This window comes from Pseudoxanthomonas sp. 97-1-1, from assembly GCF_057773125.1.
This window is the reverse complement of sequence record NZ_JBYMTJ010000002.1, coordinates 978,382-1,000,049: the sequence shown is the minus strand read 5'-3', so window position 1 is coordinate 1,000,049 and position 21,668 is coordinate 978,382. Positions and strand designations below refer to the sequence as shown.

Here is a 21,668-nt window from a genome sequence, read left to right as displayed (position 1 = left end):
CGCCGGAATCGACGCAGGCACGCAGAGCCTGAAGGTGGTGGTGTACGACGCTGCCACACGTGCGGTGGTGGCCGGTGCCAGCGCGCCGCTGGAGCTGATCAGCGGCGAGGACGGCAGCCGCGAGCAGCACCCGGCCGACTGGGTGGCCGCGATGCAGGCGTGCTTCACGCGCATCGATCCGGCACTGCGTGCGCGCATCGTGGCGCTGTCGGTGTCGGGCCAGCAGCACGGCTTCGTGCCGGTGGATGCGCAGGGTGAGGTACTCGCACCGGCCAAACTGTGGTGCGACACCAGCACCACGGCCGAGTGCACGCAGATCATGGACGCGGTGGGCGGTTCGACAGCGACGATTGCGCTGGCGGGCAACCCGATCCTGGCCGGTTACACCGCCTCCAAGTTGCCGTGGACAAAGACCCACCGCCCCGAGGCTTATGCACAGCTGACGAGCATCCTGCTGCCGCACGACTACCTCAACTTCGTGCTGACCCGCCAGCGCTTCTGCGAGTACGGCGATGCCTCCGGCACCGGCTGGCTCGACGTGCGCACGCGGACATGGTCGGCGGAGCTCCTGCGTGCCACCGATCCGGATCGCGACCTGGCCGCCTGCCTGCCGCCGATCGCTGCACCCGATGCCCTGTTCGACATCGATCCCACCGCAGCCGCGCGACTGGGCCTTCCGGCGACGGCGAAGGTCGCCGTCGGCGGCGGCGACAACATGATGGCGGCCATCGGCACCGGCTGCGTGGAAGAGGGCCGGCTGGCGATGAGCCTGGGCACCTCGGGCACGCTGTTCGCCTACTCCGATACCCCGGTAGTCGATCCGGCCGGCGCCTGGGCCGCGTTCTGTTCCTCCACCGGCGGCTGGCTGCCGCTGATCTGCACGATGAACTGCACCGTGGCCACCGAACAGGTGGCCAAGGCGTTCGGCTTCAGCACGCGCGAGGGCGATGCCCACCTGCACGCCACGCCGCCCGGCGCAGACGGCCTGGTGATGCTGCCCTTCCTCAACGGCGAGCGCACGCCCGACCTGCCGCTGGGCAAGGGCGTGCTGGCCGGGCTGGATACGACCAACATGACCCCGGCGCATGTCTACCGCGCCGCGATGGAAGGGGCGACCTACAGCCTGAAGTACGGCTTCGATGCCTTCGTGCGCGCCGGCATGCAGTTCGATCGCATCGTGCTGACCGGCGGGGGCAGCAACAGCGCCGCGTGGCGGCAGCTGGTGGCCGATGTGTTCGGCCTGCCGGTGGATGTGCCGGTGCAGGCCGAGGGCGCGGCCTTCGGTGCGGCGCTGCAGGCGCTGTGGGCATGGGGCCGTTCGCGTGGCGAGACATCGTCCATCGCCGACATCGCACGCGCCCACGTCGCCACCGAGCCGGCCTTGTCCGCCACGCCCGATCCCACCCGTACGCAGGCCTATGCCGCGGCCTACCGCCGCTTCCTCCAGCACCTCGATGCCCTCACGCCGCTGCAGCGCGGCTGACACCCCCACGTACATCACGCACAACCACAGGATCACGCACCATGAGCACGCAGCCCTTCATCGGCGCCCAGGAATACTTCCCCGGCATCGGCCGCATCCCGTTCGAGGGCCGCGGCTCGGACAACCCGCTGGCGTTCAAGGTCTACGACGCCAACAAGACCATCGGTGGCAAGACCATGCGCGAGCACCTGCGCTTCGCCGTCTGCTACTGGCACACCTTCTGCAATGCCGGCCATGACCCCTTCGGCCCGGGCACGCGCCACTTCCCGTGGGAAGCGGGTTCGCCGATGGCCACGGCCGAGGCCAAGGTCGATGCCGCGTTCGAGTTCTTCACCAAGCTCGGCGTGCCGTACTGGTGCTTCCACGACATCGACCTGGCCCCGGATGCCGAGGACATCGGCCAGTACCAGAAGAACCTCAAGCATATGACCGGCCTGGCCAAGGCCCGCCAGGACGCCACCGGTATCAAGCTGCTGTGGGGCACGGCCAACCTGTTCTCGCATCCGCGCTACATGAACGGCGCATCGACCAATCCGGACTTTGCCGTGGTCGCCCGCGCGGCGGTGCAGGTGAAGGCGGCGCTGGAGGCCACGGTGGAACTGGGGGGCGAGCACTACGTGTTCTGGGGCGGCCGCGAAGGCTACGCCTCGCTGGTCAACACCGACATGAAGCGCGAGGTCGAGCACTTCGCCCGCTTCCTGACCATGGCCCGCGACTACGGCCGCAGCATCGGCCTGAAGGGCAACTTCCTGATCGAGCCCAAGCCGATGGAGCCGATGAAGCACCAGTACGACTTCGACAGCGCCACGGTGGCCGGCTTCCTGAAGGAGCACGGGCTGGAGAAGGACTTCAAGCTCAACATCGAAGCTAACCACGCCACGCTGTCGGGCCACACGTTCGAGCACGACCTGCAGGTGGCCAGCGACCACGGCCTGCTGGGCAGCATCGATGCCAACCGCGGCAATGCGCAGAACGGCTGGGACACCGACCAGTTCCCCACCGATCTGTACGACACCGTCGGCGCCATGCTGGTGGTGCTGCGCCAGGGCGGGCTGGAGGGCGGGCTGAACTTCGATGCCAAGGTGCGCCGCGAGTCGACCGATCTGGAAGACCTGTTCATCGCCCACATCGGTGGCATGGACGCGTTCGCGCGTGGCCTTGAAGTCGCCCACGCGCTGCTGACCGACTCGCCGTGGGAGCAGTGGCGCAAGGAACGCTACGCCAGCTTCGACAGCGGCAAGGGCAAGGATTTCGAGAACGGCACGCTGGGCCTGGCCGATCTGGCCGCGCTGGCGACCGGGCAGGGCGAACCGAAGCAGATCAGCGGCAAGCAGGAGCGTTACGAGAACCTGCTCAACCAGTACCTGCTGCGCTGAGCGCGTGATGACAGCTTCCGCCCGCGGGGTTCGGGCGGAGGCATGGGCAGCAGGTCGATTCGAAGCCTGGAGGGGCGCAACGAATGAACAGCACCACGCTTGAGGGTGGCAACATCGCCAGTGGAGAAAACACCCGCTTCATCATCCTGATCAGCTGCGTGGCCACCATTGGTGGCTTCCTGTTCGGCTTCGACAGCGGGGTCATCAATGGCACCGTGGACGGGTTGCAGGCGGCTTTCGACTCCGACTCGGTAGGCACGGGATTCAACGTCGCCTCGATGTTGCTGGGCTGCGCGGTCGGCGCCTTTTTTGCCGGCCGTCTTGCGGACATGTACGGCCGGCGCAACGTGCTGGTCGTGGCCGCCATCTTCTTCATCGTCTCCGCGTGGGGGTCTGGCATTGCCACCGGGTCCCTGGAGTTCGTGATCTATCGCGTACTGGGCGGGTTCGCCGTGGGCGCCGCCAGCGTGATGTCGCCGGCATACATCAGCGAAGTCTCCTCGGCGCGCTATCGCGGGCGGTTGGCCACGGTGCAGCAGATCGCGATCATCGGCGGGCTGTTCGCCGCCTTCCTGAGCAATTATCTGCTCGCGAAGGTAGCAGGCGGGTCGGTGAGCCCGTACTGGCTGGGGTATGAAGCCTGGCGCTGGATGTTCTGGGTGGAGATCCTGCCGGCGGGCCTGTTCCTGGTGGCGTTGCTGTTCATTCCCGAGAGTCCGCGCTATCTGGTGGTGAAGGGCAGGCACGAGGAAGCGCTGGCGGTCCTGCAGAAGCTCTATGGCAGCGACGAAGGGCGGCGGAAGCTGGCGGAAATCCAGGGCAGCCTGGCGTCGGACCACCATCGTCCACGCCTGTCGGATCTCATCAGCACGGCGACGGGCAAGGTGCGGCCCATCGTGTGGGTGGGCATCGGCCTGGCCACGTTTCAGCAACTGGTGGGCATCAACGTGGTGTTCTACTACGGCGCGGTGCTGTGGCAGGCGGTGGGTTTCTCGGAGAACGACGCGCTGCTGATCAACGTGCTGTCCGGCGCACTGAGCATCGGCGCCTGCATCGTCACCGTGCTGCTGATCGACCGGATCGGCCGCAAGCCACTGCTGTGGACAGGCTCGGTCGGGATGGCGGTCTCACTGGCTGCAGTGGTGGTGGCGTTCGCCAGTGGCTCGCTGGATGCGGCTGGCAAGCTGCAGTTGTCCGGCAGCATGGGTGTGCTGGCGCTGGTGGCCGCGAACCTGTACGTGGTGTTCTTCAACATCTCCTGGGGCCCGGTGATGTGGGTGATGCTGGGCGAGATGTTCCCCAACCAGATCCGCGGTTCGGGACTGGCTGTTGCGGGCCTGTTCCAGTGGAGCGCGAACTTCCTCGTCACGATGACCTTCCCGATGCTTCTGGCCGGCATCGGGCTGGCGGCTACCTATGGCCTCTACACGCTGGCTGCCATCATTTCCGTCTTCTTCGTGCTCAGGTTCGTCCACGAGACGAAGGGCAGGGAACTCGAGCAGATGGAAGGCTAGGAACGGAGCATGCCTTCCGTGGCGCGCTACCCCGGTTGTCCTATCGCGCTGTCCGCAGGGCGGGCCCGTGGCGTTTCAGCGGCGCCTGACCTTGGGCGGAACCGAGACCGAATCGCGCACGACCAGGCGGTGTGCCGCCACGTGGTCGGCGAGCACGCGGGTCGTGCCTTCCTGGCGGCGGATGCTGCGCAGCAGGACGTCGATAGCATCGTTGGCCATCGACGCGATCGGCTGGTGGATGGTGGTGAGTTCCGGCCATACCGTCGTGGCGGCCGAGGTGTCATCGAATCCCACCACCGAAAGATCACGCGGCACATCCAGTCCGCGCCGGTGCGCCACCGAGATGACCGCGGCCGCCATGTCATCGTTGCTGGCGATGATGGCGCTGGGCATGCGGCGCAGCGAAAGCAGCTTTTCCGCGGCCTTCAGCCCCGCGCGATACGTATAGTCGCCGGGCTGCACCAGACCGGGTTCCAGCGCCAGTCCCGCTTCATGCAGGGCGGCCTGGAAGCCTTCGAAGCGGCGCGCACTGGCGCTGAGGTCGGACCGTCCCTTGATGAATCCGATGTGGGTATGGCCGTGCTCGATGAGGTGCTCGGCCATCTCCTTGCCTGCGCGGAAGTCGTCGATGCGAACGCAGGAGATCTCGTCGCTGAATCGTCCCGACGCGATGGCGACCACCGGGACGCCGGCGCGTACCAGCTCGCTCACCGCCGCACGGGATTCGCACAGGGGCGGCGGCAGGATGACGCCATCGACGCGTTTGGCCAGTTCGCGCGCCGCCTTGCGCTCGGATTCGGCATCCAGGTCGTCCCAGTATTCGCTCACCAGCTGGATGGTCGTGCGCGAAGCCACACGCAACAGGCCAAGCAGCAGCTCGCGCAGGTATGCGCCGGTGGGATTGGTATAGATCAGTGCGATGCGGGTGTGCTGGGCGGCCGCCAGCGAGCTGGCCGCCAGGTTGGGCGTGTAGTCGAGCTTGCGGACGGCGCGCATGACCCGTTCGCGCGTCGCATCCTTGACCTTGGACTTGCCGTTGATCACGCGCGACACGGTCATCGGGGAAACGCCCGCGAGTGCGGCCACTTCGTCGATGGTGATGCCGCGGCTCTTGCGTCGCACGGCTCTTGTCGGCTTTTCCAAAACGCGTTCCTTTCAGGGGACGGAAGGCGGTCGACCCATGGCCGCTCCGCCCGGCAGCAGCCCACGCGGGGACGGTCATGAAATCCGCGCGCTGGCCCGCTTTCCTGTCGCGCCTCATGGTATCGCCAACCCGGCGGGGCGACGAGGGGCGCAGCTTCCTGCACAGCTTCCACATGCTGGTGCTGGGCGTTCTGATGTGCGTACAGGCAGCCGGCGTGCGGGCCGAGGACGGTTACGACCTCTGGTTGCGCTACGCCCCCGCCGCACCCGCAGCGGCGGAGCACTACCGGTCACGCACCACGCAGCTGGTGATGCCGGTGCCGTCGGCCACGCTGGCCGCCGCGCATGCGGAGCTGCTGCGCGGCCTGGCGGGCCTGACCGGGCGCGCACCGGAGGCCGTGGCGGCGATCACGCGCGAGGGGGCGGTGGTGGCCGGCACGGCCGCTTCTTCTCCGGTCGTGGCCGGCCTGCGGCTGGACACCCGCCCGCTAGGAAACGAGGGCTACCTGATCCGCAGCGTGCGCGTGGGTGGGCATGCGGCCACGGTGATCACGGCCAACACGGATGTCGGCGTGCTCTACGGAAGCTTCCATTTCCTTCGCTTGCTGCAGACAGGGCAGGCGATCGATGCGCTGGACGTGCGCGAATCGCCGCGGGTGAAACTGCGCGTACTGAACCATTGGGACAATCTCGACGGGTATGTGGAGCGCGGCTACGCCGGTGCTTCGATCTGGGACTGGCATACGTTGCCGGACTACCTGGATCCGCGTTACACCGACTACGCCCGTGCCAACGCATCACTCGGCATCAACGGCACGGTGCTCAACAACGTCAACTCGCATGCGCTGAGCCTGACGCCCATGTACCTGGACAAGACCCGGGCGCTGGCATCCGTGTTGCGTCCGTACGGCATCCGCGTCTACCTGAGCGCCCGCTTCAGCGCGCCAATGGAGATCGGGGGACTGCAGACGGCCGACCCGTTGGACCCGGCCGTGCGGCGCTGGTGGAAGGACAAGGCCGACGAGATCTATCGCGCGATTCCGGATTTCGGCGGCTTTCTGGTGAAGGCGAATTCCGAAGGCCAGCCGGGTCCACAGGACTACGGAAGAACCCACGCCGATGGGGCGAACATGCTGGCGGAGGCGCTGGCGCCGCACGGCGGCACGGTGATGTGGCGTGCGTTCGTCTACTCGCATGAGGAACCCGACGATCGCGCCAAGCAGGCGTATACGGAATTCGTGCCCCACGACGGCAAGTTCCGCGACAACGTCCTGGTCCAGGTGAAGAACGGCCCCGTCGATTTCCAGCCGCGCGAGCCGTTCCACCCACTGTTCGGCGCCATGCCGCGCACGCCGTTGATGCTGGAACTGCAGATCACCAAGGAATACCTCGGCTTCGCCACCCATCTGGTCTACCTGGGTCCGATGTACGAAGAGGTACTCGCCGCGGATACGCATGCGCGCGGCACGGGTTCCACGGTCAGGAAGGTCATCGACGGCACGCTCGAGGGACACGCGCTCACCGGCATGGCTGGCGTGGCGAACATCGGCGCGGACCGCAACTGGAGCGGGTCGCACTTCGACCAGGCCAACTGGTACGTGTACGGCCGGCTTGCCTGGAATCCGTCTCTGACCGCGCGGGGCATCGCCGACGAGTGGGTACGCATGACCTTCGCCGACGACGATCGTCTGGTGGCATCCGTCGTGGAGATGATGATGGGCTCGCGCCAGGCCGCCGTGGACTACATGACGCCGCTGGGCCTGCACCACCTGATGGGGCGCGGTCATCACTACGGTCCGGGCCCGTGGGTGCAGGACGGTCCCCGCGCCGACTGGACATCGGTGTACTACCACCGGGCCGACCAGGACGGCATCGGCTTTGACCGTTCCGTGACGGGGAGCAACGCGGTGGCACAGTATTTCCCGCCGGTGGCGCGCCAGTTCGGCGATGTCGCACGCGTGCCGGAGGAATTCCTCCTGTGGTTCCACCACGTGCCCTGGGATCATCCGATGGCGTCGGGCCGGCCGTTGTGGGACGAACTGGTGATGCGCTACGCCCGCGGCGTGGACTACGTGCGCGGCATGCGGTCCACATGGGACGGGGTGTCGTCGCATGTCGATGCGCCGCGGCATGCGCAGGTGGCGACCTTCCTGGGCATCCAGGAAAAGGAAGCGCAGTGGTGGCGCGACGCCAGCATCGCGTACTTCCAGACGTTCGCGCGTCGCCCGCTGCCGGAGGGCCAGGCGGCGCCGCCGCACCCGTTGGCGTATTACGAAGCGCTGCAGTTCCCTTATGCCCCGGGGGACGGCCGATGAAGGCACCCAGCATCACCGGGTTTGTGCTGTCAGTCGCCATGCTCGTGATGGGTGCACCCGTCGCCCATGCCGGGGAATCCGAAGGCGGACTGCTGCATGCGCTGTTCCAGGACCACATGGTGCTGCAGCGCGACGCGGCCATCCGCGTCTGGGGCCACGCCCGGCCGGCTGAAGACGTCAGCGTGATGCTGGACGGCACGAAGGCGCGTGCGCGTGCTGCGGCCGATGGCATCTGGGAAGCCGTACTGCCGGCACGCGCCGCCGGCGGACCCTACGATCTGGTGGTGGAAGCCGGCACGGGCGTGCAGACGGTGCGCGACGTGTACGTGGGCGACGTCTGGCTTTGCGCCGGGCAGTCCAACATGGAGTTGCCGGTCTGGCGCGCGCTTGATGCGAACTCGGAAATCGCATCCGCGGCGCATCCACGGATACGGCTGTTCACGGTGCCGCAGGCAGGTGCCGTCACGCCGCAGTCCCGTTTCCAGGGCGATGCCCGCTGGCAGGTGGCGTCGCCGGATTCGGTGCGGGATTTCTCCGCCGCCTGTTTCTACTTCGCGCGGGAACTTCAGAAGACGGTCGACGTGCCGATGGGCCTGATCCAGGCGGCCTGGGGCGGCTCGCGGATCGAAGCCTGGACCAGCGCCACCGCACTGCGTGCCGGCGGGGAAAGCGGTGAAGCGCTCGACGTGCTGGCGCTTTACGCCACGGACACACCTGCCGCGCTCGCGCGATGGGGACGTCACTGGGAGCGCTGGTGGACCACGCGCGAAGGTGCCACGGGCGACGCCCCCTGGCGTGCGGATGTGCGCGACACCGGCTGGCGCACGGCGCCCGCAACGCTGGGCGCATGGGAGCGCTGGGGCGTGCCCGCGCTCGAGGACTACAACGGCATGGTGTGGTATCGCACGCAGGTGGTGTTGACGGCGGCGCAGGCGGCACGTGGCGCAACGCTGGAACTCGGGCCCGCGGACGAGACCGACATGACCTGGGTGAACGGTACCGCCGTGGGCAGCCGCTACGGCGCCGGTGAGCCGCGTCGCTACCCGCTGCCGTCCGGACTGTTGAAGGCGGGCATCAACACGGTGGTGGTCAACGTGCTGGACACCTATCGCGACGGTGGGCTGGCCGGCCCGGCCAGTGCACACGCGCTGACCTTCGACGATGGCTCGCGCGCGGTGCTGGACAGTCGCTGGCGCTACCGGCCCGAGCCCGGTGCCGACGAGCCGCCGCGTGCGCCCTGGCAGGCGGCGGCTGGCCTGTCGACGTTGTACAACGGGATGATCGCGCCACTCGGGCATGCCGGCCTGCGCGGCATGCTCTGGTACCAGGGCGAATCCAATACAGGCGACGGCGCTGCCTATGCCGCGCGGCTGCGTGTGCTGCGCGAGGACTGGCGGCAGCGTTTTGGCGCACAGGTGCCGTGGCTGGTGGTGCAGCTGGCCGGCTATGGCATGCCACCGTCGGCGCCGGTGGAAAGCGGCTGGGCGCAGGTGCGTGAGGCGCAGCGGCGTGTCGTCGCGGAAGATCCGCAATCCGGGCTGGTGGTCGCCATCGACATCGGTGACGCCTACGACATCCATCCGCCGAACAAGCAGGAACTCGGTCGCCGCCTGGCACGCGTGGCGCGCCACACCATCTACGGCGAGCGTGCGCTGCCACCGACCGGCCCGACGGCACGCGACGCAGCGCGCACGACGGACGGCGTGAGGGTGGCGTTCGACGATGTCACCGGCGCCCTGCTGACGACCGGCGCGAACGGTCCCATCGGCTTCGAGCTTTGCGATGCAACGAAGCGCTGCGACTACGCGGATGCGGCCCTCGACGGCCGATACGTCGTGCTGCGCAGCCCGCGCGCCGCCAACGCCATGTACGTGCGCTACTGCTGGGCGGATGGCCCGGTATGCACGCTTCGCGATACCGCCGGGTTGCCGGCCGGTCCCTTCGAACTTTCCCTCCCTGCCGTCGAGGTGCCCCGATGAAGCTGTTCTCCCTGCGTCGCCACCAGGACGACCGCCGACACGCCGATGGGCGGGGTGCAACCCGCAACGCCGCGCGAGCCGTCATGGCCGCCGCGCTCCTGCTGCTGACGGCCACCGGCAACGCCCAGTCGAAGGAGTCGCCACCGGTCTACTTCGACTGGTTCGAATACACCGGTCGCGACGTGGCATTCGAACCGCCGTTGCCGTCCGGCCACTACCGCAATCCCATCCTGGCCGGTTTCCATGCCGACCCCAGCATCGTCAGCGCGAACGGCAAGTTCTACCTGGTCAATTCCAGCTTCACCTTCTTCCCGGGCATCCCGGTGTTCGAGAGCATGGACCTGGTGCACTGGAAGCAGATCGGCAATGTCATCGACCGGCCCTCGCAGCTGGACTTCGACGGCCTGAGCGTGTCGCGGGGCATCTTCGCGCCCGCCATCGAATTCCATGACGGCATGTTCTACCTGGTGACCACGGCCACGGACAGTGGTGGCAACTTCATCGCCACCGCCCGTGATCCGGCGGGCCCGTGGTCGGACCCGCACTGGCTGCCGACCATCGGGGGCATCGACCCGTCGCTGTTCTTCGACACCGATGGCAAGGTCTACCTGCTCAACAACGACGAGCCGCCCGGACCGGCGCGTTATGACGGCCACCGGGCCATCTGGATGCAGCAGATCGACATCACCCGCTTCCAGCCCATCGGCCCGCGCAAGGTGCTGATCGATGGCGGCGTGGAACCCGAGAAGAATCCGATCTGGATCGAAGGGCCGCACATCTACAAGCGCGACGGCTGGTACTACCTGTCCGATGCCGAAGGCGGCACGGGACCGCAGCATTCGCAGGTGGTGCTGCGCAGTCGCGATGTCTGGGGACCGTATGCGCCGTATGAAGGCAATCCGATCCTGACCCAGCGCGACCTGCCGCCGGACCGGCGCCTGCCGATCACCAATGCCGGCCATGCCGATCTGGTCGAAGGCCCCGACGGGACGTGGTGGGCGGTGTTCCTGGCCAGCCGCAACTACCAGCAGCGCCACTACAACACCGGGCGCGAGACCTATCTGCTGCCGGTGCAGTGGCGCGATGGCTGGCCGGTGATCCTGCCGGCGGGGCAGACCATTCCCTACATCGCCGCCGCGCCTGCATGGATGCGCGGGGAGGCCACGCAGGCGCCCTTCACCGGCAACTTCGTGCATCGCGACGAATTCGACGGCACCGCGCTGCGGACCGAGTGGCTGCACGTGCGCGTGCCCAAGCAGGCGTGGGCCGACCTGGCCGCGCGCCCCGGTGCGCTCGCCGTGCATCCGCTGCCGGAAGGCCTGGAGACGCTGCGCAATCCGGCATTCCTTGGGCGCCGCCAGCAGCACCTGCGGTTCGAGGCCAGCACGGCGATGACGCGGCCCGCGCCCGGCATCGCCGCGGGCCTGGCCGCCTTCCAGAGCGAGGCGTACTGGTATTTCCTCGGCGTGCGGCCCGCGGCCGATGGGCGCATGGCCATCTTCCTTGAAGGCCGCGACGGTGGCGGCACCACGCGCACACTCGCCACGCGCGAGGTCGAGGGCAGCGACACGCTGCGGCTGAAGATCGAAGGCGATGAAGGTGCCTACGGCTTCGCGTTCGACACCGGCGATGGCCGGGGCTGGCAATCGCTGGCGCGCGATGTCGATGGCACCGTGTTGAGCACCGATCGCGCCGGCGGTTTCGTCGGCACGCTGCTGGGCCCTTTTGCACGCGATGAACGTCCCTTGAGGAGCGAATGATGAAGACCGTGAGCCGTCCCCTTCCTGCCTACCGGCATGCCCCCGGCCTGTGTGCGCTGGCGCTGTGTGCCTTCGCGCTGGTGGCGCGGCCCGGATGGGCGGCGGACGCAAGGCCCTGGCTCGATACATCGAAGAGCTTCGAGGCACGCGCGGCCGCGCTGGTCGGGCAGATGACGCTGGAAGAAAAAGCGGCGCAGATGCAGAACGCCGCGCCTGCCATCGGGCGCCTGGGCGTGCCTGCCTACGACTGGTGGAACGAAGCGCTGCACGGCGTGGCGCGCGCGGGCCAGGCGACGGTGTTCCCGCAGGCCATCGGCCTGGCCGCGACGTTCGACGTGCCGCTGATGGGCGAAGTGGCCACCACCATCAGCGACGAGGCGCGCGCCAAGCATCACCAGTTCGTGCGCGACGGCTCGCATGGCCGCTATCAGGGACTCACCTTCTGGTCGCCGAACATCAATATCTTCCGCGACCCGCGCTGGGGTCGCGGCCAGGAAACCTACGGCGAGGATCCGTACCTGACCGCGCGCATGGGGGTGGCGTTCGTGCGCGGCCTGCAGGGTGACGACCCGACCTATCGCAAGCTGGATGCCACCGCCAAGCACTTCGCCGTGCACAGTGGTCCCGAGGCCGACCGCCATCACTTCGATGCGCGCCCGAGCCAGCGCGATCTGTACGACACCTACCTGCCTGCCTTCGAGACACTGGTGAAGGAAGGCGACGTGGACGCGGTGATGGGCGCCTACAACCGCGTCTACGGCGAATCGGCCAGCGCCAGCCGCTTCCTGCTGCGCGACATCCTGCGTCGCGACTGGGGCTTCAAGGGGTACGTGGTATCCGACTGCTGGGCGATCGTGGACATCTGGAAGAACCACAAGATCGTCGCCACCCGCGAGGAAGCCGCGGCGCTGGCCGTCAAGAACGGCACCGAACTGGAGTGCGGCGAGGAATACGCCACGCTGCCCGCTGCGGTGCGCCAGGGACTGATCAGCGAAGCCGAGATCGACGATGCGGTGACGCGGCTGTTCGCGGCGCGGATGCGGCTGGGCATGTTCGACCCGCCGGAACGCGTGCGCTGGGCGCGCATTCCTTACTCGACCAACCAGGCCCCGGCGCATGATGCGCTGGCGCTGAAAGCGGCACAGGCGTCGCTGGTGCTGCTGAAGAACGACGGCACCCTGCCATTGCCGCGCACCCTCAAGCGCATCGCGGTGGTCGGCCCGACCGCCGACGACACCATGGCGCTGCTCGGCAACTACTACGGCACGCCGGCCGCACCCGTGACCGTGCTGCAGGGCATCCGTGACGCCGCGAAGGGCATCGAGGTGACGTACGCGCGCGGCGTGGACCTGGTGGAAGGGCGCGACGATCCCGCGGCAACGCCGCTGATCGAAGCGGCCTTCCTGCGGCCGTCGGCCGGCTCCCCGGAGCGCGGCCTGCGCGGCGAATACTTCCGCACGCCGGATCTCTCCGGCACGCCGGCCCTGGTGCGCACCGATGCGCAGATCGGCTTCCGTTGGGATCGCGGTTCGCCGACCGACAACCTGCTGGCGCGCGGCGAGGCGGCGCCGGGGCAGGGCATTCCGAACGATGGTTTCAGCATCCGCTGGAGTGGCCAGCTGTTGCCGCCGGTATCCGGCCGCTACCGGATCGAAGCGGCCGCGGACGACGGCTACCGCCTGTACGTGGACGGCAAGCGCGTGCTCGACCACTGGACGAACAGCGACCGCCTGCGCAGCGACGGCGTGGAACTGGAACTGGAGGCCGGCCGCGCGTACGACCTGCGCCTGGAGTATTACGACGCCGAGCGCGATGCGGGCGTGCGCCTGGCCTGGCGCATGCCGGGTGCGAAGCCGCCGTTCGAGGAAGCGCTGGACGTGGCACGCAAGGCGGACGTGGTGGTGTTCGTCGGTGGCCTGACCGGCGACGTGGAAGGCGAGGAAATGACGGTCAACTATCCCGGGTTCGCCGGGGGCGACCGTACCGACATGCGCCTGCCGTCGCCGCAGCGCGCATTGCTGGAAGCGCTGCATGCCACCGGCAAGCCGGTGGTGCTGGTGCTGACCGGCGGCTCCGCGCTCGCCGTGGACTGGCCGCAGGCAAACCTGCCCGCGATCCTGATGAGCTGGTATCCCGGGCAGCGTGGCGGCACCGCCGTGGCGGACACGCTGTTCGGCGACACGAACCCCGCTGGCCGCCTGCCGGTGACGTTCTACAAGGCGGACGAAACCATGCCGGCGTTCGACGACTATGCGATGGAGGGCCGGACGTACCGCTACTTCCGCGGCACGCCGCTGTACCCGTTCGGCCATGGCCTGTCCTACACGCGGTTCGACTACAGCGACCTGCAGCTGGACAAGCGTGTCGTGGCGCCCGATGGGAGTATGACCGTGCAGGTACAGGTGGCCAACACCGGCACCCGTGCCGGCGAGGAGGTCGTGCAGCTGTACGTGCGTCCATTGCAGAACACGCCGGGCGGGGCGCAGCAGGAACTGCGCGGTTTCCAGCGCATCCACCTGAAGCCGGGCGAGCGGCGCACGGTGTCGTTCGTGCTCGCGGCCGATGCCGCTCTGCGGCGCTACGACGAAGCCCGCAAGGCCTACGCCGTGGCACCGGGGCGTTACGAGGTGCGGGTGGGCGCGTCCAGCGCCGACCTGCGCGTCAGCGACCAGTTCGACGTGCAGGCGGCCGGCCGATGACATTCCTTTCCCATCGTGCCCGCGCAGCCGCACGCGCACGCCATCGCGCATTCCTGGAAGAACCGCATGCCCACGCTTGAACAACCGTTGTCGGTCCGGGAGAAACTCGGGTACAGCCTGGGTGATCTGGCGGCGAACCTGATCTTCCAGACGCTCATCACCTACCTGGCGTTCTTCTACACCGACGTCTACCAGCTGCCCCCGGCCACCGCGGCCACCATCATCTTCGTGGTGGGCCTGCTGGGGGCGTTCGTGTTCACGCCGATCATCGGCATCGCGGCCGACCGCACCCGCACCCGCTGGGGCAAGTTCCGTCCGTGGATCCTGTGGACGGCGGTCCCGTTCGGCATCCTGGCACTGCTCGCCTTCAGCACGCCGGATCTCGGCGAGCGCGGGAAGATCATCTATGCGCTGACGACCTACAGCCTGCTGGTACTGGTGTACGCGGCCAACAACCTGCCGTATTCCGCGCTGAGTGGCGTGCTGACCGGCAACATGGCCCAGCGCAACAGCCTGTCGGCGTACCGCTTCGTGGCGGTGATGGTGGCGCAGTTCGTCATCCAGGTGCTGCTGCTGCCGCTGGTGCTGATCCTGGGCGACGGTGACAAGGTGAAGGGGTTCGAGAGCGTGATGACCCTGTTCGCGGTCGTCGGCACCGTGTTCTTCCTGATCACCTTCTTCACCACACGCGAGCGCGTGGTTCCCATCGCCGCGCAATCCTCCGGCGTGATGCAGGATCTGGCGGACCTGGTACGCAACCGGCCGTGGCAGGTCATGCTGGCGCTCACCATCCTGGTGTTCATCAACCTGGCGCTGAAGGGCGGTACGTATGTCTATTACTTCCAGTATTACCTCAGCGGTCCGGCGCTGGCGGCGTTCCTGCAGGACATCGGGTTCAACGGCTTCATCGGCGCGCTCAACGCCACGATGACCCGTGCGGGCCTGACGGAATTCCAGTGGCCCAAGGATGCGGCCACCTCGGCGTTCAGCCTGTTCAACGCCAGCGGCATCATCTGCATGATCCTGGGCATCGGGCTGTCGCGGCCGCTGGCCGACCGCTTCGGCAAGCGCGATGTATTCGGCGGTGCACTGTTCGTGTCCACGCTGTTCCTGCTGGCGTTCTACGTCTACCCGCCGACGGCGATTCCCGCCGTGTTCGTGTCCTTCATGCTGCACGGGTTCTGCTACGGCATCACCATTCCGCTGCTGTGGGCGATGATCGCCGACGTGGCCGACTACTCGGAGTGGAAGAACAACCGGCGCGCCACCGCCATCATCTTCTCCGCCATGCTGTGCGGCCTGAAGATCGGGTTGAGCATCGGCGGCGCGCTGGTCGCCGGCATCCTGGCGCACTACGGCTACCAGGCGGGTATGGCCAGCCAGCCCGACGCGGTGGTCGATGGCATCCGGCTGACCGTCAGCGTCTATTGCTCGATTCCGTTCCTGGTCGCGGTGGCGCTGCTCTTCATCTACCAGATCGACAAGCGGATGGAGACACGCATCGAACACGACCTCGACCAGCGTCGCCGCGCAGCAGGCGCAGCCACGTGGTCCACACCTCCCCGACCATGAACGACACCCCGATCCACGACGACACCATGGTGCGCGAGGGCGAGCTCGAGCAGCTGGCGGAACGCGCGATCTCCAAACCGCTGGTGACCCATATCTACACGGCCGATCCCTCCGCGCACGTGTTCGAGGGCCGTCTCTACATCTATCCCTCGCACGACATCGATGGCGGTGGTGCCTTCGACGACGAGGGAGGCCACTTCGGCATGGAGGACTACCACGTGCTGCGGATGGACGCGCCGGACGGCGAAGCCATCGACTGTGGCATGGCCTTGCACGTGCGCGATGTGCCGTGGGCCGACAAGCAGATGTGGGCGCCGGATGCCGCATGCCGCGATGGTCGCTACTACCTCTATTTTCCTGCCAAGGACGGCGGTGGTCTATTCCGTATCGGCGTGGCGGTTGCCGAGAGACCGGAAGGCCCGTTCACTGCCGAGCCGAAGCCGATCGAGGGCGCATACTCGATCGATCCTGCCGTCTTCGAGGACGATGACGGAACGCATTACCTGTACTTCGGCGGCATCTGGGGCGGCCAGCTGCAGAAGTACCGCGACAACCTCTACGACATCGCGCACGAGGAGCCGGTGGGCGATGCGCCCGCACTGGGGCCGCGCGTCGGCCGGTTGGACGCGGGCATGACCTCGCTCGCCGAAGCCGCGCGTGAGATCGTGATCCTGGACGAGCACGGGCAGCCGCTGCGCGCCGACGACCACGCGCGCCGGTTCTTCGAAGGTCCCTGGTTACACAAGTACGAAGGCCGGTATTACCTGTCGTACTCCACCGGCAACACGCACCTGCTGTGCTATGCCATCAGCGACAGTCCGTATGGCCCGTTCACTTACGGTGGCGTGATCCTGAAGCCGGTCGTCGGCTGGACCACCCACCATTCCATCTGTGCCTTCGGTGGGCAGTGGTACCTGTTCTACCACGATGCGTTGATGTCGGGCGGCGTGACGCACCTGCGTTCCGCCAAGTGCACCATGCTGCACCACGAAGCGGATGGGCGCATCCGCACCATCGATCCCTATGGCGGCTGATCGGCTGTCGCCTTGCGACGATGCGCTCGCACCGATGCCGGCCGGTCCGTTGCACTGGTTGCGCGCCGGTCGGCTGCAGGTCGCGCTGGCGCCGGACGCCGGCGGCCGCCTCGCGCAGATCCGTTTCGATGGAATGGACTGGCTGGTGGGACCGGACGACGGCTGGCCCGCGACCATCGCCTGGGGCTGCTATCCGATGGTGCCCTGGGCAGGACGTCTGCGCGGCGGACACTTCGATCTCGACGGCACGGCCCATGCCGTGCCGGGGAACTTCGGTGGTCATGCGATCCATGGCATCGGATTCTCGCGGCCCTGGCAGGTCGATGTCCTCGATGCGGACCGGGCGGAGATGTCGCTCGTGCTTCCGGAAGACGACTACTGGCCCTTCGGTGGCACCGCGACGCAATCGGTGCACCTGGAAGGGGATCGGCTGTTCCTGCAACTCGCTGTGCAGGCGGGGAAGCAGGCGATGCCCGCCGTGCTGGGTTGGCACCCGTGGTTCCGCAAACCCGATCGGCTCGTCTTCGAACCCGACGCCATGTATCCGCGCGACGCCGACGGTATCGCCACGCTGCCGCGCATACCACCCGGCCCAGGCCCGTGGGACGACTGTTTCGTGGCGGGCGGCGAGATCGCCCTGCATCGGGCCGACCAGGTCGTGCAGCTGCGGGCCGACACCGATCACTGGGTGGTGTACGACGGTGCCGCGCATGCGACCTGCGTCGAACCCCAGACCGGCCCACCCGATGCATTCACGCTTGCCCCGCGCGTGTTGTTGCCCGGCCAGCGCCTGCGCCTGGCATTCGAACTCGCCTGGCGGGCGGGCGAGGGGAGGGCGGCATGACGCCGCGCCTGCGGTGGCTTTCTCGCATCAATCCGTTTGCATGCGGTGCTGGCACCGATGTCGTCCGCCGTGTCGCGCTCGCGTGATTGACGTGGATGCTGGCCACGCCTGCTCACGCGCAGATCGCAAGCCGACGACGAGCACGGGCTGGTTCGATGCGTTCGCGAGTTGGATGGCGATGCACGGCTGGCTGGCGCGGGTCGGACAGGGACGTGAACACCGGGGCAGAAGAGGAAACGACGCGATGATGTTCCGTTGCTTGGCATGTGTATCGCTGTTGGCGGTCCTGTTGCAGCTGCCGTTGGCATCGTGGGCGACCGGGGAGGGGACGCATGCCGCCACGCCGCGGTCGAACCCGCTGATCCGCGACAAGTTCACCGCCGATCCGGCGCCGCTCGTGGTCGGCGACCGTCTCTATCTGTACGTCGGGCACGACCAGGCGCAGCGCGACGAGATGTTCAACATGCGCGAGTGGCTGGTCTATTCGACCACGGACATGGCGACATGGGTCGACCACGGGCCGATCATGAAGGTGGCCGATTTCGCCTGGGCCAAAGCGGATGCGTGGGCATCGCAGGCCATCGAGAAGGACGGCCGCTTCTGGTTCTACGCAGCCGTCGAACATGACGAGTCGCATCCAGGCAAGGCCATCGCCGTAGCGGTGGCCGACAGCCCGACGGGCCCCTTCGTCGATGCGAAGGGCGAAGCGCTGATCACCAACCAGATGACGCCCAAGGGCACGCACAGCTGGGAGGACATCGATCCGACGGTCTTCACCGACGACGACGGCACCACCTGGATCGCATGGGGCAACCGGCAGTGCTACATCGCACGACTCAAGCCGAACATGATCGAGCTCGATGGCCCGATCACCGAGATCACGCCACCGCATTTCGAAGAGGGCCCGTGGCTGCACAAACGTGGCGATCTCTATTACCTCACGTACGCCTCGCTGGATCGTGCCACGCACCGCGACGAGAAGGTGTCCTACGCCACCGCGGCATCACTGGCTGGCCCGTGGACGTACCGTGGCGAACTGACGGGCTCCGGCAAGTACAGCTTCACGATCCATCCGGGCATCGCCGAGTTCAAAGGCCGCTGGTATCTGTTCCTGCACAACGCCGCACTCGCCATCGGCGACCAGAATGGCGCGATCGGTCGGCGCGCGGTCACGGTCGAGTATCTGCAGTACAACCCGGACGGAACCTTGAAGCCGGTACGGCAGACGGAGGCCGGGATATCGGTAGGGCCTCCCTAGTACGCGGCTACGGGGTGGGCGGATCTGGAGAATCGCAGGTCGCGGCCATCGAGGCGTTGGGCTATACCGCCATCTGGGCGAATTAGATGGGGCTCGTCAGTGAATGCAGGTGAAGGATCTGCCGGCCGCGGTGCGCGCAGCACTTGTGCAAGCCAAGCCCAACGCGGCCTTGAGCAAGCGAAGAGCTAAACGATCCGCGGCTAAGAGGCAAACCGGACACGAATCTGGACATCAATTCTCATCATTGGACAGCATTTGTGATCAGAAAGCTGGGTGAGAACCCCAGCAAAATCAATAAGAAGCGCTAATTATGGTCAGGGGACACCAATTATGATCACCGACACAGGTGTTCACCGTAGAAAACACCGAGATTCGTAAGTAATTGATTACGTGGATATTTTCAGTTACGCAAAGTGCCGCTTCCACCTCCTTGGACGTCGACTTTTCCGTTGTCAGTTGCACAACGCTGAAGATTTCGCCGTCGGGTGAACACTAAGCAGAAAAAAGCGTGGTTCAACGATCCGAACAGGCACGTGTCTTACTGGGAGGTAAGCCTGATGGTCTCGGATGCAGGCTGATTGCCCGTTAGAGGGTAGGCCACTAGCGGAACTGGGTGCGATCCGCTGCGCCTTGCCCGAAATGGTCGAACTCCGCTCGCTCAGCGGATTGGGTGCAGGGGGATTTCGCCCACGCTTGGGGGCGGCCGGGATGTCCTACGGACCTGACGACCTGCCAGTCTCCGAGCATCTTGGTAATCTAGATCTGTACGGCGCCCCTAGGCCCCGGATGCTGCTCAATGAATGCAACGACCCTCACCATCGGCTACGTCCGCCACTGGGCGATGAAGTAGTTCGGTTCTCCGGCGGCGCTCCATGCTCGAATGGATCTGACTGTCAACTCTTCGGTCTGATCCACCAAGTAAATCGAAGTGGCCGAGTACCACAGGCAGTCTTCCCAGCCGCCATCATCCCCCTGGTATGCGAGATGGTGAAGAAAGGGCCGATCTTCACGGTCATCATTGTCGCTAATACCTAACTTGCGCCTCGCAGCCGCCGCAATGCGCTTTGCCTCTGTGCGCGTCGTCACAAGCACCACGAATCCTTGCTGTCTGAGGTCCTCTACCACTGCATCATCATCAATCGAATAGGCAAAGACGGGGACGTAGTGATGTGCCATGGAGCAGCGATCGTCAGGAAGGTGGGCTGGGGAAGGTAAGCAAGGAAGGCCGCCTGCGCCGAGACGATGACGCAGGCGAAGCTGGAGCTCAATCTGGATCGCGAACCCATCGTCTCATATCGAGCAAGTTGGGATTTACGCCTGTCCTCTGGCCAGGTCGCCGATCACCCCCGGCCACGCTGCAGGCGAGCACGCCTCATTCTTTGCATGGCGGGATCCCGTTCGCCCTTTCGGTTGCGCTTGATCGGCCACCTCAATGCTGGTCCACGAGCGACGTTTCGACCATGCCATCCTCACGCTCAAAGCCCCCTGCACATCGCGATCCAGCAAGAGCCAAGGCGAGCGATAGCCGGCCCGCAAACGATAGTGATCGCAGAGCGCCGGTAGACAACGACCGGCCACCAATAAGCTAAGTATTCCTTAGTACGAACACACCCCGCATGACGATGCCCGCCGAACGCACCCGCAATGTGCTCCAGGCCGGCGCGTTCCTGAGAGAACTCGCCGCCAACAAGACCGTACCCAAATCAGTGCGGGAAGAGGCGTACCGATTGCTTCGGCACTATCCGACGGTCAGCGACATCGAGGCCATTGCCCAGCACGAGGAACGGCTGCGAGAGCTGACCCAGTCGGCCTTCGTACGCCCATATCTGACGAGTGAATTCGAGGCAGACTGGTTTCGCGGCTTTGCCCTTGGCCCGCATCGCATCTGATCATGAAGCGAGCAACCAGGCCGCAGGGAAGAAGACCGTCTGCCGCGGAGGCAGACCTGGAGGCTGCGCTCGAGCGAGCCCGTGGCGACTCAGATGAGGAGCTTGCCTTCTTCAAGCAGCTGATGGATGCCATGGTCTACGTGCATGCGCCTGTCTCGGACGATGCTCGAACCCCTAGGTTGGTCCAGTTCCGGCATCCCGATGGCTTTGACGCCATCCCCTTCTTTACCTCGCTGGGTAAGGCGGAGCTGGCCAGTTCCGCGGCCGTCAAAATCCTTGGGGTGTCGGGGCGCGACCTGTTGGAGGGTTCGCGTGGCGCGACGTTGATGCTCAATCCCAACGACGGCGGCATTGTCCTGTATCCGGAAGAGATCGCGACCTGGTTGGATACGGGCTTCCTGGCCAGGGTAGAAAAGCCGGTGCCGTTCGAGTTCGAAGTAAGAGCGGCGCAACATGCACCCGCCTGGCTGGCTCCAACGATCGCCCAAAGCCTCGAGCACGCCAGCTTTGTCTCGGCGGCCTACCTCCTTGAAACCCGTCCAGCGCCGGCCTCAAACCAGCGCCCAGGGCTGTTGATCTGGCTGGTGGCTGACATGGCTTTTTCCGAGAGGGCTGCCCGCCTGGTGACCACGGCCATCCAGCCCTTATGCTCAGAGGTGGATGTCGTCATTGATCTGATGGTCCACGACGCGTCGCAGCCTTTGCCGGGGGCCTTGGATAATCCGCAGGTCCTGCCCATATTCACTAGAACCAAGTCCACCTGAGCCCACGCTCCCCGGTCCACATGCAACCCGATGATGAG

At 66.5% G+C, this 21,668-nt stretch carries 15 protein-coding genes; 13 read left to right on the top strand and 2 right to left on the bottom strand.

Annotated features, from left to right (window positions below):
• The 3 genes from xylB to AC3DET_RS11870 form a co-directional block, all read left to right on the top strand.
• Positions 1–1,483, top strand: a 1,483-nt coding sequence (xylB, locus tag AC3DET_RS11880; protein ID WP_488391708.1) for a xylulokinase, incomplete at its 5' end; no start/stop codon positions are given.
• 41 nt (positions 1,484–1,524) lie between these two features.
• Complete coding sequence (gene xylA, locus AC3DET_RS11875; protein ID WP_488390327.1) at positions 1,525–2,859, top strand: xylose isomerase; 1,335 nt, start codon at positions 1,525–1,527, stop codon at positions 2,857–2,859.
• 83 nt (positions 2,860–2,942) lie between these two features.
• Entirely contained in the window at positions 2,943–4,373 is a 1,431-nt protein-coding gene (locus AC3DET_RS11870) for a sugar porter family MFS transporter (protein ID WP_488391707.1), read from the top strand.
• A 75-nt stretch (positions 4,374–4,448) separates the two neighbouring features.
• Here AC3DET_RS11870 and AC3DET_RS11865 read toward each other — a convergent pair whose 3' ends face one another.
• Positions 4,449–5,516: a LacI family DNA-binding transcriptional regulator gene (locus AC3DET_RS11865; protein ID WP_337732931.1), complete on the bottom strand. Its 1,068-nt coding sequence runs from the start codon at positions 5,514–5,516 to the stop codon at positions 4,449–4,451.
• Positions 5,517–5,689: 173 nt separating this feature from the next.
• Between AC3DET_RS11865 and AC3DET_RS11860 the strand changes: the two genes are divergently transcribed.
• The 8 genes from AC3DET_RS11860 (at position 5,690) to AC3DET_RS11825 (ending at position 18,977) form a co-directional block, all read left to right on the top strand.
• Positions 5,690–7,831, top strand: coding sequence for an alpha-glucuronidase family glycosyl hydrolase (locus AC3DET_RS11860; protein WP_488391740.1), 2,142 nt, complete (start codon positions 5,690–5,692; stop codon positions 7,829–7,831).
• A gap of 38 nt (positions 7,832–7,869) precedes the next feature.
• The gene (locus AC3DET_RS11855) at positions 7,870–9,810 is read left to right on the top strand and encodes a sialate O-acetylesterase (protein WP_488391739.1); all 1,941 of its coding nucleotides are present in this window, start codon (positions 7,870–7,872) and stop codon (positions 9,808–9,810) included.
• 83 nt (positions 9,811–9,893) lie between these two features.
• Positions 9,894–11,570, top strand: coding sequence for a glycoside hydrolase family 43 protein (locus AC3DET_RS11850; RefSeq protein ID WP_488391738.1), 1,677 nt, complete (start codon positions 9,894–9,896; stop codon positions 11,568–11,570).
• 56 nt (positions 11,571–11,626) lie between these two features.
• Positions 11,627–14,269 (top strand): glycoside hydrolase family 3 protein, encoded by a 2,643-nt coding sequence (locus AC3DET_RS11845; RefSeq protein ID WP_488391737.1) that lies wholly within the window; start codon positions 11,627–11,629, stop codon positions 14,267–14,269.
• Positions 14,270–14,335: 66 nt separating this feature from the next.
• The gene (locus AC3DET_RS11840) at positions 14,336–15,841 is read left to right on the top strand and encodes an MFS transporter (RefSeq protein ID WP_488391706.1); all 1,506 of its coding nucleotides are present in this window, start codon (positions 14,336–14,338) and stop codon (positions 15,839–15,841) included.
• Entirely contained in the window at positions 15,838–16,875 is a 1,038-nt protein-coding gene (locus tag AC3DET_RS11835) for a glycoside hydrolase family 43 protein (protein ID WP_488391705.1), read from the top strand. Before AC3DET_RS11840 ends, AC3DET_RS11835 begins: the two co-directional genes overlap by 4 nt.
• On the top strand, positions 16,865–17,719 hold the full coding sequence (locus AC3DET_RS11830) for an aldose epimerase family protein (RefSeq protein ID WP_488391704.1): 855 nt from the start codon (positions 16,865–16,867) through the stop codon (positions 17,717–17,719). Before AC3DET_RS11835 ends, AC3DET_RS11830 begins: the two co-directional genes overlap by 11 nt.
• A gap of 244 nt (positions 17,720–17,963) precedes the next feature.
• Positions 17,964–18,977: a glycoside hydrolase family 43 protein gene (locus AC3DET_RS11825; RefSeq protein WP_488391703.1), complete on the top strand. Its 1,014-nt coding sequence runs from the start codon at positions 17,964–17,966 to the stop codon at positions 18,975–18,977.
• Positions 18,978–19,799: 822 nt separating this feature from the next.
• Here the strand turns inward: AC3DET_RS11825 and AC3DET_RS11820 are convergent.
• A complete protein-coding gene (locus AC3DET_RS11820; RefSeq protein ID WP_488391702.1) occupies positions 19,800–20,153 on the bottom strand; it encodes a hypothetical protein in 354 nt (117 codons plus the stop codon).
• A gap of 440 nt (positions 20,154–20,593) precedes the next feature.
• Here AC3DET_RS11820 and AC3DET_RS11815 point away from each other — a divergent pair, with 440 nt between their 5' ends.
• Together AC3DET_RS11815 and AC3DET_RS11810 are read left to right on the top strand one after the other, a co-directional pair.
• Positions 20,594–20,866 (top strand): BPSL0761 family protein, encoded by a 273-nt coding sequence (locus tag AC3DET_RS11815; RefSeq protein WP_488391701.1) that lies wholly within the window; start codon positions 20,594–20,596, stop codon positions 20,864–20,866.
• A gap of 2 nt (positions 20,867–20,868) precedes the next feature.
• On the top strand, positions 20,869–21,630 hold the full coding sequence (locus tag AC3DET_RS11810; RefSeq protein WP_488391700.1) for an SseB family protein: 762 nt from the start codon (positions 20,869–20,871) through the stop codon (positions 21,628–21,630).
• Positions 21,631–21,668 lie beyond the last annotated feature (38 nt).